This is a genomic window from Tumebacillus amylolyticus (assembly GCF_016722965.1).
GTDB classification, from domain to species: Bacteria; Bacillota; Bacilli; order Tumebacillales; family Tumebacillaceae; genus Tumebacillus; species Tumebacillus amylolyticus.
On the sequence record NZ_JAEQNB010000011.1, the window covers coordinates 46949 to 62119 of the forward strand.

The 15171-nt window shown below is 54.7% G+C and carries 19 protein-coding genes, 1 tRNA gene, 1 pseudogene and 1 other annotated feature; all 21 genes and pseudogenes read right to left on the minus strand.

What is annotated here, in order from left to right; all coding sequences use genetic code 11:
* Positions 1-219 precede the first annotated feature (219 nt).
* The 21 genes and pseudogenes from JJB07_RS22760 to JJB07_RS22860 all read right to left on the minus strand — a co-directional run bounded on the left by JJB07_RS22760 (position 220) and on the right by JJB07_RS22860 (position 15133).
* Positions 220-831 (minus strand): methyltransferase, encoded by a 612-nt coding sequence (locus JJB07_RS22760; RefSeq protein ID WP_201638408.1) that lies wholly within the window; start codon positions 829-831, stop codon positions 220-222.
* A 127-nt stretch (positions 832-958) separates the two neighbouring features.
* Positions 959-1324: a 50S ribosomal protein L7/L12 gene (gene rplL, locus JJB07_RS22765; RefSeq protein WP_201638409.1), complete on the minus strand. Its 366-nt coding sequence runs from the start codon at positions 1322-1324 to the stop codon at positions 959-961.
* Between the two features lie 58 nt (positions 1325-1382).
* Positions 1383-1871 carry a 50S ribosomal protein L10 gene (rplJ, locus tag JJB07_RS22770; RefSeq protein WP_201638410.1) on the minus strand — a complete coding sequence of 163 codons (489 nt, stop codon included), beginning with the start codon at positions 1869-1871 and terminating at the stop codon, positions 1383-1385.
* A 22-nt stretch (positions 1872-1893) separates the two neighbouring features.
* Positions 1894-2039, minus strand: a sequence feature (ribosomal protein L10 leader region).
* A gap of 67 nt (positions 2040-2106) precedes the next feature.
* Positions 2107-2793, minus strand: a complete 687-nt coding sequence (gene rplA, locus JJB07_RS22775; RefSeq protein WP_201638411.1) for a 50S ribosomal protein L1 — start codon at positions 2791-2793, stop codon at positions 2107-2109.
* Positions 2794-2898: 105 nt separating this feature from the next.
* Positions 2899-3324: a 50S ribosomal protein L11 gene (rplK, locus tag JJB07_RS22780; RefSeq protein WP_038092224.1), complete on the minus strand. Its 426-nt coding sequence runs from the start codon at positions 3322-3324 to the stop codon at positions 2899-2901.
* 116 nt (positions 3325-3440) lie between these two features.
* Entirely contained in the window at positions 3441-3977 is a 537-nt protein-coding gene (nusG, locus tag JJB07_RS22785) for a transcription termination/antitermination protein NusG (RefSeq protein ID WP_201638412.1), read from the minus strand.
* A gap of 67 nt (positions 3978-4044) precedes the next feature.
* Entirely contained in the window at positions 4045-4287 is a 243-nt protein-coding gene (gene secE, locus JJB07_RS22790; protein ID WP_430727245.1) for a preprotein translocase subunit SecE, read from the minus strand.
* 32 nt (positions 4288-4319) lie between these two features.
* The gene (gene rpmG / locus JJB07_RS22795; protein ID WP_201638413.1) at positions 4320-4469 is read right to left on the minus strand and encodes a 50S ribosomal protein L33; all 150 of its coding nucleotides are present in this window, start codon (positions 4467-4469) and stop codon (positions 4320-4322) included.
* A gap of 199 nt (positions 4470-4668) precedes the next feature.
* Positions 4669-4744: transfer RNA gene (locus JJB07_RS22800), tRNA-Met, on the minus strand.
* 89 nt (positions 4745-4833) lie between these two features.
* Positions 4834-5481 carry an RNA polymerase sporulation sigma factor SigH gene (gene sigH / locus JJB07_RS22805; RefSeq protein WP_283809188.1) on the minus strand — a complete coding sequence of 216 codons (648 nt, stop codon included), beginning with the start codon at positions 5479-5481 and terminating at the stop codon, positions 4834-4836.
* An 85-nt stretch (positions 5482-5566) separates the two neighbouring features.
* A complete protein-coding gene (locus tag JJB07_RS22810) occupies positions 5567-6079 on the minus strand; it encodes an NYN domain-containing protein (RefSeq protein WP_201638414.1) in 513 nt (170 codons plus the stop codon).
* Between the two features lie 19 nt (positions 6080-6098).
* Positions 6099-6836 (minus strand): annotated as a pseudogene (gene rlmB / locus JJB07_RS22815) (23S rRNA (guanosine(2251)-2'-O)-methyltransferase RlmB); the annotation flags it as partial.
* Between the two features lie 271 nt (positions 6837-7107).
* Positions 7108-7554: a Mini-ribonuclease 3 gene (locus tag JJB07_RS22820; protein ID WP_201638441.1), complete on the minus strand. Its 447-nt coding sequence runs from the start codon at positions 7552-7554 to the stop codon at positions 7108-7110.
* A 5-nt stretch (positions 7555-7559) separates the two neighbouring features.
* Complete coding sequence (cysS, locus tag JJB07_RS22825) at positions 7560-8948, minus strand: cysteine--tRNA ligase (RefSeq protein ID WP_201638416.1); 1389 nt, start codon at positions 8946-8948, stop codon at positions 7560-7562.
* Positions 8929-9603, minus strand: coding sequence for a serine O-acetyltransferase (cysE, locus tag JJB07_RS22830; protein ID WP_201638417.1), 675 nt, complete (start codon positions 9601-9603; stop codon positions 8929-8931). The genes cysS and cysE overlap by 20 nt, the downstream gene beginning before the upstream one ends.
* Positions 9604-9929: 326 nt before the next feature.
* Positions 9930-11372: a glutamate--tRNA ligase gene (gltX, locus tag JJB07_RS22835; RefSeq protein ID WP_201638418.1), complete on the minus strand. Its 1443-nt coding sequence runs from the start codon at positions 11370-11372 to the stop codon at positions 9930-9932.
* A gap of 63 nt (positions 11373-11435) precedes the next feature.
* A complete protein-coding gene (gene ispF, locus JJB07_RS22840; protein WP_201638419.1) occupies positions 11436-11912 on the minus strand; it encodes a 2-C-methyl-D-erythritol 2,4-cyclodiphosphate synthase in 477 nt (158 codons plus the stop codon).
* Complete coding sequence (ispD, locus tag JJB07_RS22845; RefSeq protein ID WP_201638420.1) at positions 11909-12607, minus strand: 2-C-methyl-D-erythritol 4-phosphate cytidylyltransferase; 699 nt, start codon at positions 12605-12607, stop codon at positions 11909-11911. The genes ispF and ispD overlap by 4 nt, the downstream gene beginning before the upstream one ends.
* A gap of 90 nt (positions 12608-12697) precedes the next feature.
* On the minus strand, positions 12698-13063 hold the full coding sequence (locus JJB07_RS22850) for an SseB family protein (protein ID WP_347338391.1): 366 nt from the start codon (positions 13061-13063) through the stop codon (positions 12698-12700).
* 20 nt (positions 13064-13083) lie between these two features.
* Positions 13084-13482 (minus strand): hypothetical protein, encoded by a 399-nt coding sequence (locus tag JJB07_RS22855; RefSeq protein WP_201638422.1) that lies wholly within the window; start codon positions 13480-13482, stop codon positions 13084-13086.
* Between the two features lie 4 nt (positions 13483-13486).
* Positions 13487-15133 (minus strand): WXG100 family type VII secretion target, encoded by a 1647-nt coding sequence (locus JJB07_RS22860; RefSeq protein WP_201638423.1) that lies wholly within the window; start codon positions 15131-15133, stop codon positions 13487-13489.
* Positions 15134-15171: the final 38 nt, after the last annotated feature.

Consider the following 15171-nt stretch of genomic DNA (forward strand, 5'->3'; position numbering starts at 1 on the left):
GTCACCCCTCATACCTTTGGTCGACATTTGATACCAAAAAAATAAAATGCGAGTACGCTATGTAAACACATTTCTTGGTAAACCACGTAATATTCATTCGTAACCAGATTTCCTGCAAACCATACCTGTATGGAAAGACAGAGAATGCAGTATAGGATTACGCATTAAATAACTATACAACAGCCGATGTGGCGTGTCAACAAATTCTTGCCACAGATTCTAAAGGTTGGTTTGCGGCCCACTGCAACGGAAAATCCGGAACCCGGCATCCCGCGCCACATCCTCCACACTCTCGAACAGCTCTTCCAGACGTTTCTTCGCTGACGGCGCGCCTTGCTTCTTTTGAATCACCACCCACAGCTCACCGCGCTCGGTCAGATGTTCCACGGCACCCTCGAAGATCGAATGCACCACTTGCTTTCCGGCCCGAATCGGCGGGTTGGTCAAGATCACATCGAAGCGCCGTCCTTGCACGCCCGCATACCGGTCACTCACCAGTACTTCCACGTTGGCGATGCCGTTGGTCTCTGCATTTCGACGCGCCAACTCCACCGCGCGTTCGTTGATGTCAACCATCGTGACTCGGCCCTGCACAGCCAACTTCGCGGCCGACAACCCGATCGGTCCGTATCCACACCCGACATCCAGCACGCTGGCATCTTCGGGGATCTCCATCGACTCGATCAACAAGTCACTGCCAAAATCAACACCCGACTTCGAGAACACCCCGGCGTCTGTCCAGAACACCAACTCCACACCGCGCAACGTCACGCGGACTGTGCGCAGGTCATGCTCCACCGTCGGTTTGTTCGAATAATAGTGATCACTCACGGGCGCATACCCTCCCTCACCTTATTCAGGTTACCCATTTTCCAGTTATTCTAGTAGGTACCACGTATGTAAAAAAAAGCACCCGACCGCAAGCGGCCAGGTGCTCTTTTCAAAAGCTGAAGCGAAATTACTTCACTTCTACGGATGCGCCTGCTTCTTCAAGCTTAGCTTTCATAGCTTCTGCATCTTCTTTGGAGATCTTTTCTTTCAGTGCTTTCGGAGCGTTGTCAACGATTTCTTTCGCTTCTTTGAGGCCCAGGCCGGTCAGTTCGCGAACGACTTTGATAACGTTGATTTTGGAAGCACCAGCGGAGTTGAGGATAACGTCGAATTCGGATTGCTCTTCGACAGCTGCAACTGCAGCGCCGCCAGCAACTGCAACCGGAGCTGCAGCGGAAACGCCGAATTCTTCTTCGATTGCTTTAACGAGTTCGTTCAGTTCGAGAACGGACATACCTTTGATCTTTTCAAGGATATCAGCGGTGTGGGACATTGAGAAAAACCTCCTAATAGGTTGTAGTAGTTGTTGTTACGCGGTTCGAAGCTTAGAATTAAGCTTCTTGCTTTTCTGCCACTTGCGAAACTGCGTATGCGAAGTTGCGCATCGGAGCTTGCAGCACGGAGAGAAGCATGGAGAGGAGACCCTCTTTGTTCGGGAGTTCAGCCAGAGCTTGAACTTCAGAAGTACCGATAACCTTACCTTCAACGATGCCCGCTTTCAGCTCGAGAGCTTTGTGCGTTTTCGCAAAGTCGTTGAGGATACGCGCCGGAGCGACAACGTCGTCGTTGGAGAACGCGATTGCGTTCGGGCCTACGAGGAATTCGTTGATCTCGCTCAGGTTGACTTGGTCAGCCGCGCGGCGGGTCATGGTGTTCTTGAGAACCTTGAACTCGATGCCAGCCTCACGGAGAGTCTTGCGGAGTTCGGTGACTTCTGCCACGGTCAGACCACGGTAGTCAGCAATGATCGTGGATGCGGAGTTTTGCAGTTTTTCTGCAATCTCAGATACGATCGCTACTTTTTCTTCACGGATGCTCATCGTTACACCTCCTGTTATCTTGTCATCGCAGACAAAAGCCCTCGTAGCGAGACTACGAGGGCATACGTTTCACAACCAAGGTGAATCGAATGTTCGTCCTCGGCGGGGTATTAAGCGAAGCCATTCAGCTTCAGCACCCGCTGTCTACGGTCGCAGCATATTCAGTTGCAACAGGACATATCTTATCATGCTTGGTTTTGAAAGTCAAAACGGAAATTGCTGGTTCGTAAGAACCTTACTTCTGCGGGTTTACTTTCACGCCCGGGCCCATGGTGGAGGAAACGGTGATGTTGCGCAGGTAGGTACCTTTTGCAGCAGCCGGTTTCGCCTTCACAAGGGTATCGAGGAGGGTGGTGTAGTTTTCCAGCAGTTTATCGTTGTCAAAAGAGATCTTGCCAAGCGGAGCGTGGATGTTGCCTTGCTTGTCAACGCGGTATTCGATCTTACCCGCTTTGATCTCGTTAACAGCTTTGGTAACGTCGAAGGTAACGGTACCGGTTTTCGGGTTCGGCATCAGGCCTTTCGGACCGAGTACACGACCGAGCTTACCAACAGATGCCATCATGTCCGGGGTTGCGACGACAGCATCAAAATCGAACCAACCTTGGTTGATTTTGTTGATCATGTCTTCTTCGCCCACGTAGTCAGCGCCTGCTGCTTCCGCTTCCTTCGCTTTCTCGCCTTTTGCAAAGACGAGGACGCGTTGGGTTTTACCGGTGCCGTGCGGCAGCACAACTGCACCACGGATTTGTTGGTCAGCTTTCTTCGGGTCTACGCCCAGACGGAAAGCGACTTCGACGGTTTCGTCAAACTTAGCACGAGCGGTCTTCTTAACCAGCTCGATTGCTTCTGCTGCTTCGTATTGGACAGCGTTGTCCACGAGTTTCGCAGCTTCTGCGTATTTCTTACCTTGTTTCGGCATTGAAAGTTACCTCCCTCATGTGGTTATAGCGGTAGAAAAAACCTCCCACGAATAAGGGTTGGCAGAGTCACGACCCCGCCAACCCGCGAAGAACATCGAAGAGGATTAGTCTTCGATGATGATGCCCATGGAGCGTGCAGTACCTTCGACCATACGCATAGCGGATTCAACATTCGCTGCGTTGAGGTCAGGCATTTTGGTTTCCGCGATTTCACGGACCTTGTCACGCTTAACGGTTGCAACTTTCTTCTTGTTCGGTTCACCGGAACCCGACTCGATTCCTGCTGCTTTTTTGAGCAGGACTGCAGCCGGCGGGGTTTTGGTTTCGAAAGTGAAAGAGCGGTCTTCATAAACGGTGATAACTACCGGGATGATGAGACCAGCTTGTTCTGCGGTACGAGCGTTAAACTCCTTGCAGAACCCCATGATGTTTACCCCAGCCTGACCGAGAGCCGGACCAACCGGCGGTGCAGGGGTGGCCTTCGCTGCCGGAATTTGCAGCTTCACGAGTTTCATAACCTTTTTAGCCACAACAGACACCTCCTTCTAGAAAGATGTGGTATAACGGGACGAACTGCCCCTCCCACTCATTAAAAACAGGTCTACGATGGCAGGACCACGATAGACCAAACTTTAACCGAAGTAGATTATAGCTTCTCAACCTGATCAAAGTCAAGTTCGAGCGGGGTTTCGCGTCCGAACATCGAGACCAGTACCTTGAGCTTCGCCCGATCGGCGTCGATCTCTTCGATAGAACCTACGATGTTGGCGAACGGGCCGTCTGTGACGCGCACCGCTTCCTTCAACGTATAGTCTACAGGTTTACGCGCCGCAGCATCCACGCCCATCTGTTTAAGAATGGTGCGGACTTCAGACGGCATGAGCGGGGTCGGCTTGGAACCGGCGCCCGTAGAACCCACAAAGCCTGTGACACCCGGCGTATTACGCACAACGTACCAAGAGTCATCGGTCATAATCATTTCGACGAGGACATAGCCCGGGAAGACCTTCCGCATGACGGATTTCTGCTTGCCGTTCTTGACTTCCGTTTCCTCTTCCACCGGGACGAGTACGCGGAAGATCTTGTCTTCCATCTCCATGGAGATGACACGTTTCTCCAGGTTCGTTTTCACCTTGTTTTCATAACCAGAATAGGTATGGACGACATACCAGCGTTTCTCCAACTGTTCCATGTACGCGAGGGCGAGGATGCCCTTCCCCCCTAAGTGTGGTGAGTGTGCGGTCTGGGGACTACTTGTCCAGACCGATGAGGCGCAACAGATAACTGACACCAAGGTCAAATGCGAAGATCAGCAGAATCATAAACAGGCACGTACCCAGTACGACCATCGTATAACTCAACAGCTCTTTGCGATTCGGCCAGCGAACACGCTTCAACTCGCCCCAAGCGTCCTTGAAGTACATACCGGTACGCTTGAAGATGTTTGGGCGGCGTTCGTTGGTTTCAGTTGCGACCGTAGAAGATCCTGCCATTCGTGTTCACCCCTTGTCCGAGTGCGACACCATTAGCGGGTTTCGCGGTGCGCAGTGTGAGAGTTGCAGAACTTGCAAAACTTCTTCAACTCGATGCGGTCCGGATTGTTTTTCTTGTTTTTCTTGGTGATGTAGTTGCGTTGCTTGCAATCGGTGCAAGCAAGAGTAACGTTCACGCGCATCTATGGACACCTCCTACTATTGGATGCTCTTTATCACATACTATTCCATTAAGACATGGATACCTATCTAAATTAGCATATCAACAAGGCCGTGTCAACCTGTCACCTTATGCATGATATCCACAAATCTGCCAGCCTATACATTTAAAAAAAGAGAGCCACACGCTCACGCGTGCGTCTCTCCTCTTCTAAAAACGGTTGGTTGCGGGGACAGGACTTGAACCTGCGACCTTCGGGTTATGAGCCCGACGAGCTGCCAACTGCTCCACCCCGCGATAGGATCGGCTGGGTCTGAGTTGCACCGCATCCCTCAGCCGACAAGACTTAGTATACAGCATCCGTTCACATAACGCAAGTGGTTCATTCAATTGACGTTTCGCACTTCCAGATATCGCTCCAGCTTGCGCTTGACGCGCTGCAAGGCGTTGTCAATCGACTTGACATGGCGCTTCAAATCAACGGCAATCTCTTGGTACGAACGGCCGTCGAGATAGAGCATGAGAACTTTGCGCTCCAAGTCGCTCAGAATCTCGCCCATGCGGACTTCGATGTCATCGAACTCTTCTTGGTTGATGATCAGCTCTTCCGGGTCGGTGACACGGGAGCCGCAGATCACGTCGAGGAGAGTGCGGTCAGAGTCTTCGTCGTAGATCGGCTTGTCCAGGGAAACGTAGGAGTTCAAGGGGATATGCTTCTGTCTGGTAGCGGTCTTGATTGCGGTGATGATCTGCCGAGTGATGCACAGTTCGGCGAATGCCTTAAACGAGGCCAATTTGTCATCGCGGAAGTCGCGGATCGACTTGTACAAGCCGATCATACCCTCTTGGACGATGTCCTCGCGATCCGCTCCGATGAGGAAGTAGGAACGTGCTTTCGCGCGCACGAAGTTCTTGTATTTGTTAATCAGATGCTCAAGCGCTTCGTCGTCGCCCTGTCGGACGAGTTCGACTAAGTCCTCGTCGGACATGACCTCGAGGTCTAGCGATTGACCTGTCGTTACATCGGTAGCCAACTCTCATCCCTCCGACCTAGGCGTGACGCCGAGAATGAGATTATTATACTTTATGTAATCTAGTAGGGTCAATTGCTAACTTCCGTCATTTCCTTCTCCACTTTTCGAACATTTCTCGAACTTCGGGCGAAAGATGGTTTCCAAGTCGGTTCGACCCGGGAGTCAAACCCTTCATCCGCTCTTCGATTTCCTTTTTGGCGTCTCGCATGTAGATGCGCAACTCTCGTGCCGAGATGCGGAGGGCCCCGCCGCCAAACGTCACTTGTTGCTCGACGTAATCGCTCGTCGCCACATAGACGTGGCGGCGGACCTTCTGCCGTTCATATTCATACACCAGCCGCTCGATCAGCTCATCGGCCGTTTCGAGCTCTTTGGTGTACAACAACCGGACGCCGCCGACGGTCTCCTCCGTCTGCCCGCCGCGCGCCAGATGAGCATCGAAGACAACGATCACCTCGCGCCCGGTGATCGCTTTGTATTCCTTGAGATCGTCTAAGAGCAGATCCCGCGCGGCTTCCAGACTCTGCGCTTTCAGCCCCCGCAGAACCGGCCAGTCCCCGATGATGTTGTACCCGTCAACGATGAGGACTTCTCGCATGATCAATCACGAGGCTGCGTCAGCGCTTTTCGCCGCGCTGGCGGAGCACTTCATAGAGCAGGATGCCGGTCGCAACACCTGCGTTGAGCGATTGAACTTGTCCGATCATCGGCAGACGCACGAGGTGGTCGCAACGTTTCTTCACGACTTCGCCGAGGCCTTTGCCTTCGTTGCCGATGACGAGGACGGTCGGGACGGTCATGTCGACTTGGTGGTAGAGCGCTTCGCCGTCCACGTCGGTGCCGACGACCCAGTAGCCCATTTTTTTCAGAGATTCAATCGCTTGCGAGATGTTGGCGACGCGGGCGACCGGGATGTGTTCAATCGCACCGGCGGACGCTTTGGCTACCGTTGCGGTCAGCGGCACGGCACGGCGTTTCGGAATGACGATCCCATGCGCGCCGACACCGTCAGCCGAACGCAAGATCGAGCCCAAGTTGTGCGGGTCTTCGATTTCGTCGAGCACGATGATCAGGCCCGGGCGCGGAGAGTTGTTCGCCGCTTCCACGATGTCTTCGAGCTCTACATAATCCTTGGCTGCGATGTACGCGATGACGCCTTGGTGGTTGCGGCCTTCGGAGATCTGGTCGAGTTTGTTTTTCGGAACGGTTTGCACGACGATCGAAGCTGCGCGAGCTTTGGCGAGGATCTCCATGACGGACGAGCCGGTTGCGCCTTCGGTCATGAGGATTTTGTTGATCGTGCGGTTTGCTTTCAGTGCTTCGAGAACCGGGTGACGGCCTTCGACTTGCTCGTTCGGGTTGCCGGCCGCTTCTTCGGTACGCGGGCCGCGACGCTCAAAACGCTCGCCACGGTCCGGGCGATCCGAACGCTCGGAACGGTCGAATCCTGCACGGCCGCCGCCACGGGTGCCGCGTTCTTCGCGCTCTTCACCGCCTGCGTCTCGTACAAATTTCGCTTTGCCTGCAAAACGGTCGTTGGAACGACCGCGGCCGGCACCTGCTGCTTTTTTCGCGCGTGCTGCTTGGGAAGGGTATTTTTTCATAGTATCGTCTCCTCTAGAGTTCTTAGTTGTCTTGGGATTCCAGCCATTGAATCGCGTGGGTTGCCAGTTCCTGCAAACGGTCATAGCGGGCTTGCAGGTACAAGTAGCCCAGCAGACTCTCAAAGCCCGTCGCATAGCGGTAGTCGATCAGGTCGCCGTTTTTCGGCGTAGACCCGGACTTGGCATTGCGTCCGCGCTTGACGACGTTCATCTCTTCCTCGGACAGGGAGTCGGAGAGGAAGTGCAACACGTCCGCCTGCGACTTCGCTTTGACATAGCGGGTCGCATACTTGTGCAAGCGGTTCGGTTGCATCTCGCCCTTGCACAGCAAATGCTGGCGGATGAACATCTCCCAGACGGCGTCGCCCATGTAGGCGAGCGGTAGTCCGGGCATTTCCTGCGGTTTTTTCACAAGGGGCGTGATGGGTGTCAAGCCCCGGACGGCGGCGTTTTCGCTCTCGGTGTTCATTTCCATCACTTCCGTCTCCAGCGAATCCCTTGCGGTGTATCTTCGAGCACGATGCCCATTTCGGTCAGCTTGTCGCGAATCTCGTCCGCTCGTGCCCAGTTTTTGCTTGCGCGCGCTTCGGTGCGCTCGACGATCAACTGCTCGACCTCGGCGTCCAAATTCGCTTTCTCAGCGGCGAGGGGCACCGCCAGTACGCCCATCAGTTCTTCAAAAAGCGCCATGTACGCTTGGAGCGTCTGCCGCTCTACGGTCTCTTGGCGGAGGTACTTGTTGGCATCGCTCGCAAGTTCAAAAATGGCGGTGATCCCGTCTGCCGTGTTGAAGTCATCGTCCATCGCCGCCACAAATTGGGCGCGGAAATGTTCCAAATCCACTTTCTCAGCATCGCCGTCCGTGGACGACTCTAGACGATGTTTGAGGTTGGCGTAGGAAGCGCGGATGCGATCCAAGCCGTTTTGGGCATTCTCGACCAGTTCTTCCGAGAAGTTGACCGGGTTGCGGTAGTGCGCGGAGAGGAGCAAGAAGCGCAGCACAGCCCCTTCGTACTTCTCCAACAACTCACGGGTTGTGAAAAAATTGCCGGTGGACTTCGACATTTTTTCGTTGTTCAAGTTCAGGAACTCGTTGTGCATCCAGTAGGTTGCGAGCGGTTTGTGCGTGCAGGACTCCGACTGGGCGATCTCGTTCTCATGGTGTGGGAAGGTCAGGTCCACCCCGCCGCCGTGGATGTCGATCTGCTCGCCGAGGTGCTTGCGGATCATCGCCGAGCATTCGATGTGCCAGCCCGGACGACCCTCGCCCCACGGAGACGACCACGCGATTTCGCCGGGTTTCGCCGCTTTCCAAAGCGCGAAGTCGGTGGGGTTTTGCTTCTTGTCGTTCACATCGACGCGGGCGCCGGCGACGAGGTTTTCCATCGTCTGTTTGGAGAGCTTGCCGTACTCGGGGAACGAACGTTCGGAGAAGTACACATCCCCGCCGGATTCATACGCGTGGCCCGTCTCCACCAATTCTTGAATCATCGCGATGATCTCGTTCATCTCTTCGGTGACGCGCGGGTACACGTCGGCGCGGGTGACGTGCAAGGCTTCCACGTCGGTGAAAAACGCCTCCACGTACTTGTCGGCGACTTCCTGCGGCGAGATGCCTTCTTGCAGACCGCGCTTGATGATCTTGTCATCGACGTCGGTGAAGTTCATGACGTACTTGACGTTGTAGCCACGGTATTTCAGGTAGCGGCGCACTTGGTCGAACACCACAAACGGGCGAGCGTTCCCGATGTGGAAAAAGTTATAGACCGTCGGTCCGCAGACGTACATCTTGACTTGATTTGCATCGAGCGGTTGAAAAGGTTCTTTTTGCCTGGACAGGGTGTTATAGACTTGAATGGACATCGGTCTGTTCTCCCCTTACTTGGTGCTGTTGTAGTTTTTCCACTTCCGCCTTCAAATCATCAATCTGTTGTTGCATCTGTTTGACGATCTCCATGACGGGGTCGGGCATGTTGCATTGGTCGAATTGGTCGACGCGGCGTCCGTCTTGCATGATGACTTTGCCGGGAATCCCCACGACGGTGGAGTTGGGCGGCACTTCACGCAGAACGACGGAGCCGGCTCCGATCTTCGAGTTGTCGCCGATGGTGAAGGAACCGAGCACTTTGGCGCCGGATGCCACCATGACGTTGTTGCCAAGCGTCGGGTGACGCTTGCCTTTTTCCTTGCCTGTTCCTCCGAGCGTGACGCCTTGGTAGAGCGTGCAATCATCGCCGACGATTGCCGTCTCGCCGATGACGACGCCCATGCCGTGGTCGATAAACAGACGGCGGCCGATCTGGGCACCGGGATGAATCTCGATGCCGGTGAACCAACGTCCGATTTGCGACACCATGCGTGCCGGTGTCCGCCAGCCCCAGCTCCACAGCTTGTGTGACAAGATGTGGAACCAGATTGCATGGAGCCCCGAATAGGTCATAAACACTTCAAAGGTACTCCGCGCGGCCGGGTCGTGCTTCAAAACGGTCTGTATATCCTCTCGAATCCTTGCAAACATATGGTGTTCCCCCCTCTGTCTCCCCAACTGCACGTGCCAATTCGTCAAAAAAAGCCCGTCTCTACCCCAAGGGTCAGAGACGGGCTGTTCGCACCGTGGTTCCACTCTGCTTGGTCTCCCCATTGGATAGGGGTCGACCCGCTCAAGACCCGATAACGGAGGTCAGGCGTCGGGCATTGCCTCCCGCGAAAAACAAGGCGCATTTCACAGAGTCGTCTCCTCGTTCCCACTTCCAGCCTTGACGTTGTCGTCTTGGTGGGAACTCTCTGGCAGGTCGTACGCTGTTACTTTTCCTTGCTCTTGATCTTTCCTGATCTATATCTGTTTTATTGTACCAGTTGGGTCAGACGGTTGACAACTTTTTCACGGCCCAAAAGCGCGAGCGTCATGTTGAGGTCGCGGCCGTGAACATGACCCGTCGCAGCGACGCGCACCGGCATGAACAGTTGCTTGCCTTTGAAGCCCGTTTCCTTCTGCACTTCTTTGAGCGCCGCTTGGATCGATTCGGCGTTGAACGTCTCCACGTTTTGCGCTTTGTCGCGGAAGGCGGCGAGGACGGTCGGTACGGACTCTTCGCTGAGCACGGCCTTTGCTTCTTCATCGTATGCAACTTCCGTCTCGAAGAACAGGGCGGCGTGCTCGGCCATTTCCGAAACGGACGTCAACCCGTCTTTGAAGAGGGCGACAAGTTGCGTGACCCAAGCGCGGTCAAAGTCGTCTGCGAGGAAGCCCGCTTTTTGCAAGAACGGGATCGCGAGGTCGACGATGCGGTCGAGGTCTGCCGATTTGATGTATTGGCCGTTCATCCACGCAAGTTTGCCGGAGTCGAACGTCGCCCCGGACTTCTGCACGCGCTCGAACGAGAATTGCTCGATCAGCTCGTCCATCGTGAACATCTCCTGTTCGCCGCCCGGCGACCAACCGAGCAGGGCGAGGAAGTTGTTGATCGCTTCCGGCAGGTAGCCCATTTCCTCGTATTGCTCGATGAACTGGACGATCGACTCGTCGCGCTTGGAGAGCTTTTTGCCGGTTTCGTTCAAGATCAGCGGCAAGTGGGCGAATTCCGGGAGGGTCCAGCCGAACGCTTCGTAGATCAGCAATTGGCGCGGGGTGTTGGAGAGATGCTCTTCGCCGCGCACGACGTGCGAGATCTTCATCAGCGCGTCGTCGATGGTGACGGCGAAGTTGTAGGTCGGGATGCCGTCCGACTTGACGATGACGAAATCGCCGATGCCGTTCGATTCGAATTCAATCTCGCCGCGGATCATGTCGTGGAATTTCAGGACATGGTCGTCCGGCACGCGGAATCGGATGGTGAATTTGTGACCGGCCGCTTCGTGCGCCGCTTTTTGCTCGGTCGTGAGGTGGCGGCACTTGCCGAGGTAGCGCGGCAGTTCGCCTTTGGCGCTCAGTTCTTCGCGTTCCGCTTCCAGTTCTTCTTCGGAGCAGTAGCAGGGGTACGCTTTGCCTTCTGCGAGGAGTTTGTCGGTGTATTCGCGGTAGATGTCGAGGCGCTCCATGCAGGAGTACGGACCGTATTCGCCGCCGACGCGCGGGCCTTCGTCCCAGAGCAGACCGAGCCATTCGAAACCGTTCATGAAGCCGACTTCGGCGTTTTCCTTGTTGCGGTTTTGGTCGGTGTCTTCGATGCGCAGGATGTACGTCCCGCCGTGCTTTTTCGCGTACAAGTAGTTAAAAAGTGCGGTACGCGCTCCGCCGATATGTAAGTGCCCGGTCGGGCTCGGTGCGTATCTCAAGCGAACTGTCACGATGCATGCCTCCACGTTTTTCAATTTGGTGCCGGTATTTCATGTATGCCTATATGAAGTATATCACTTTTTGAAAAGCAGAACGACCGCCTGTGCCGCGATGCCTTCCTCGCGACCGACGAAGCCGAGTTTCTCGGTGGTCGTCGCTTTTACGTTGACTTGGTCGAGGTCGGCTCCCAACTCACGCGCCAAAACGCCGCGCATCTCGTCGATGTACGGACGCAATTTCGGGCGTTGGGCCATGATCACGCAGTCGAGGTTGCCCAGAACGTATCCGCGTTCGGTGGCAAGGCTCCAAACGTGGGTGAGCAGTTTGACCGAATCGGCGCCTTTGAAACGCTCGTCGGTGTCGGGAAAATGCAAGCCGATGTCGCCGAGCGCGAGGGCGCCGAGGATCGCGTCTTTGACCGCATGGAGGAGCACGTCTGCGTCGGAATGTCCGAGCAGACCTTTTTCGTGCGGGATGGTGATGCCGCCGAGGATCAGCGGGCGGTTTTCTACAAGTTCATGGACGTCGTAGCCCATACCGATTCGCATCATTGATTGTCAGTCCCCTTTCGAGCTCGCCACAACGCTTCGGCGATCACGAGGTCTTCCGGCGTGGTGACTTTGAGGTTGGAGTAGAGGCCTTCGACCATGGAGACCGGGTAGCCGGCCCATTCGACGAGCGAAGCGTCGTCTGTGCCCGTGTAGTCCTGCTCCCACGCGCGCATGTGCGCTTCGGCAAGCCATTCGCAGCGGAAGGCTTGGGGCGTGTGGACGGCCCAGAGGTCGGAGCGTTGGAGCGTTTCGCGGACTTGTCCTTGGTCGACGCGTTTGATCGTATCTTTGACAGGGACGCCGAGCGTGGCCGCGCCAAACATTTTGGCGGCGGTGAGGACCGCTTCGACTTCCTCAGGGGTGACGAGGGGTCGAGCGGCGTCGTGGACGGCGGCGATCTCCGTGTTGTGGAGGAGAGCTCCGATGCCGTTGCGCACAGAATCTTGGCGCTCACGGCCGCCGGCCACGACGTCGCCGATTTTGGAGAGGTGGTAGGCTTCGATCAATTCCGAGATATACGGGACATCTTCTGCCGCCACGACCAGCACGATCCGGTGGACCGTCGGGCAGGCTGCCAACGTCTGCAAGGTACGCACGAGAATCGGCGCACCGTCGAGGGGCAGGTATTGTTTTTTCATCGCACTGCCCATCCGCGTTCCGCTTCCGGCTGCGACGACGATCACTTCCGTTTGCATGTGGGGTTCATCCCTTCACGTAGACATTCTAGCCTTATTCATACAGCAAAATTCGGTATTTGTCTATTGGTAGGGAAATAAAAAGGGAGCCTAGGGCTCCGGTGGGTCGAAGAGAACCCCGTCTGCCAAGGCACGGCGTTCGAGGGAGTCGAATTCCTTGGAGGGTTCGGTGAACGGGTTGAGTACGACGGTGATCTCCGACCCGATGTTGGGAAAGACTTCGCGGACGGGGAGGAGCAGTTTCGGCTCGTGTTCAGGAACAACGGAGCGGAGCAACTCTTCCGAAGAGTAGCAGGGCAGCAGTGTTTTTCCTCCTGCCTCGTAAAAAGACAAGTGGTAGGTGTCGTCCGTCTTGTCGATCTGGCCTATGAAAAACAACTCTGCTTCCCACAGCGTTTTGTAGAACTCCGGTCGAAGGGCGGGGTCTTTTTTGGCTTGTTGTAACAGGTCGGTCACTTTCAAAAGATTTGGCCCCCTTAGGCTGTTGTGAAACCCCAGATTGGTCGCTTCACTTCGATAAGTTGTTCAACTTCATCAGGCTGAACTTCCTTTTCGCAAACACCGGGCTCGACCATTTTGAACCCCATTTCAAGTGCCTCCTCCAAACCTTCAAAACCCGAGTGCATCAAAAGAATACTTCCCATTCCCGTTTCGTTCGCAGGAAACGTGCGTCCTCCATATACAGCTTGGTATGAGATCGCATAAACGGTTTCCACTTCTTGAAATGACAGCGATTTGGTATAGACCCCTGGACGCTTTTCAAAAAATCCATGTTGCAGATCACAAGGATCTTTAGAGTAGAGTAAGATTGTATCCTGATCTCGAGCCGCTTTGTACTCACGGCCTTGATAAAGAGCGTAATTCCCGTATTTCATCGTCTCAATCTCCTATCTTGGGTACCCCTTTACTAATTTCCCACTCGTCGAACTCGTTGACGAACGCAACCAACTCTTCTGTGCCATCTTCGCCAATTATGTAAATCGAGTCTCCGCCTTCCAAAGGTCTCATTTGAGAAGTGTCGATTTTTAGTTCTGGGATCGTCATATCCCCACCTAAAAAACCGTCTCCCGTGCAAGGCCAACTTTCTTTCAGTCTCGTCACATCTTCAATGTATGGAATGTGGTAACGGTCAGGGCTGGATGCCTTGAATCGAATTGCATAAATAGGACCTTCTTTGAAGGTTCCATCTGCATTCAGGTATGGGTTTTGCCAATCTTTATTATAGTACTTTTCGCCAAAGGGATTATTGGGGTTGTTGTAATCCAATCGAAGTTCCTGCTTATACGCAGATGCATTGGGGATATCCTTGACGTCTTGATAGCGTGCAACAAACCCTTGAACACCTTTATATTTTTTTGTTACAACGTAGTTCAAAACGTCGCCTTGTGTGATGACCTTTTGCATGACCGTTTCTTGGTCGATCGGAAAGGACTCCCGCACCTTTTTTAACGTCGCCCATTCAGCTTCTGTCAGTTCGCCCGGATGTTCGAGTTGTTTGTTTCGAAGCACTTTGAATTCCTCCGGGGTCATGTGGATGTTGTGTTGCTTTAAGACAGCCGCCAAATCAGAGTGAGCAGATTCACCGACAAGTTTTGCGAGGTTGGATGAAGAATAGAACTCCTCGTCCCCCACCATCCGAATGACATTTGAAGTTTCTTCAACTGCCTCAGTCGCTTTTGCAGCAACAGCCGCCTCTTCCACGACTTCTCCGGCTTGAGCTGCTTTCAGGCCTTTGGCGACTTTGTCGGCGCCTTTGGTTCCGGCGAGGGAGAGTACGATTTGTCCTACTGCATTGCCCCACCACTTGCCTCCGGAGTACGCATCCCCGTTCGTGACGTCGCGTTCCCACGAGTCTGTGACCTGCTGCCAGATCGCTGAGCCGGAATCGATTGGATGCAAGACAAGGTTCCCGATGCCCTCCATTGTCTTGTCCAAGTGCACGATGGCGTCCGTAATCCCAACCACCGTATCTACAATCGCCTCCTCGACCCCGTCCCCAAACCCTTTAACCGCTTTCCAGCCCGTCTTCAACCCGTCGAGCGCCTCTTGCCACCAACTTTTGTCCGGGTCGTAGAAATGCAACGAATGCAAATCCCCGAGGATGCGGTGAAACGCCTGTGCCGCCGTGTAGTCGGCTTGGTTGGATTCGGTATCCGCTTGGAGTTGCAACTGGCGGATGTGTGACCGCACTTGCGACCTCTCGTGCTGGTGCTCCTCCCCGCTGAGCGAACTCAACTCCCATTCCAAGTTCTGAATCTGCTGGCGGATCCGCTCTACCTGCTCCATCGTCCACGCCAACTGGTTCATCGCCGTGTTCGCTTGCTCCAAAAACCCCGCCGCTTTGTCCAAGTCGCGCAGGACAATTTCCACCGCTTGAAAAAACGCCCGGCTCGCCTCACCCGACCAGCGTCCGCCAAGTTGTGTCGCCGCGTTCTTCAACCGACCGGCCCTCATCCTCAGATCGACCGCACCGCCGGAAAAACGACTGGCTCCATACCGCAAATTCCCGGTGTTTACGTGTATCACGCACCCTTACCTCCATCCTCGCCCTGCGACTATCTCTC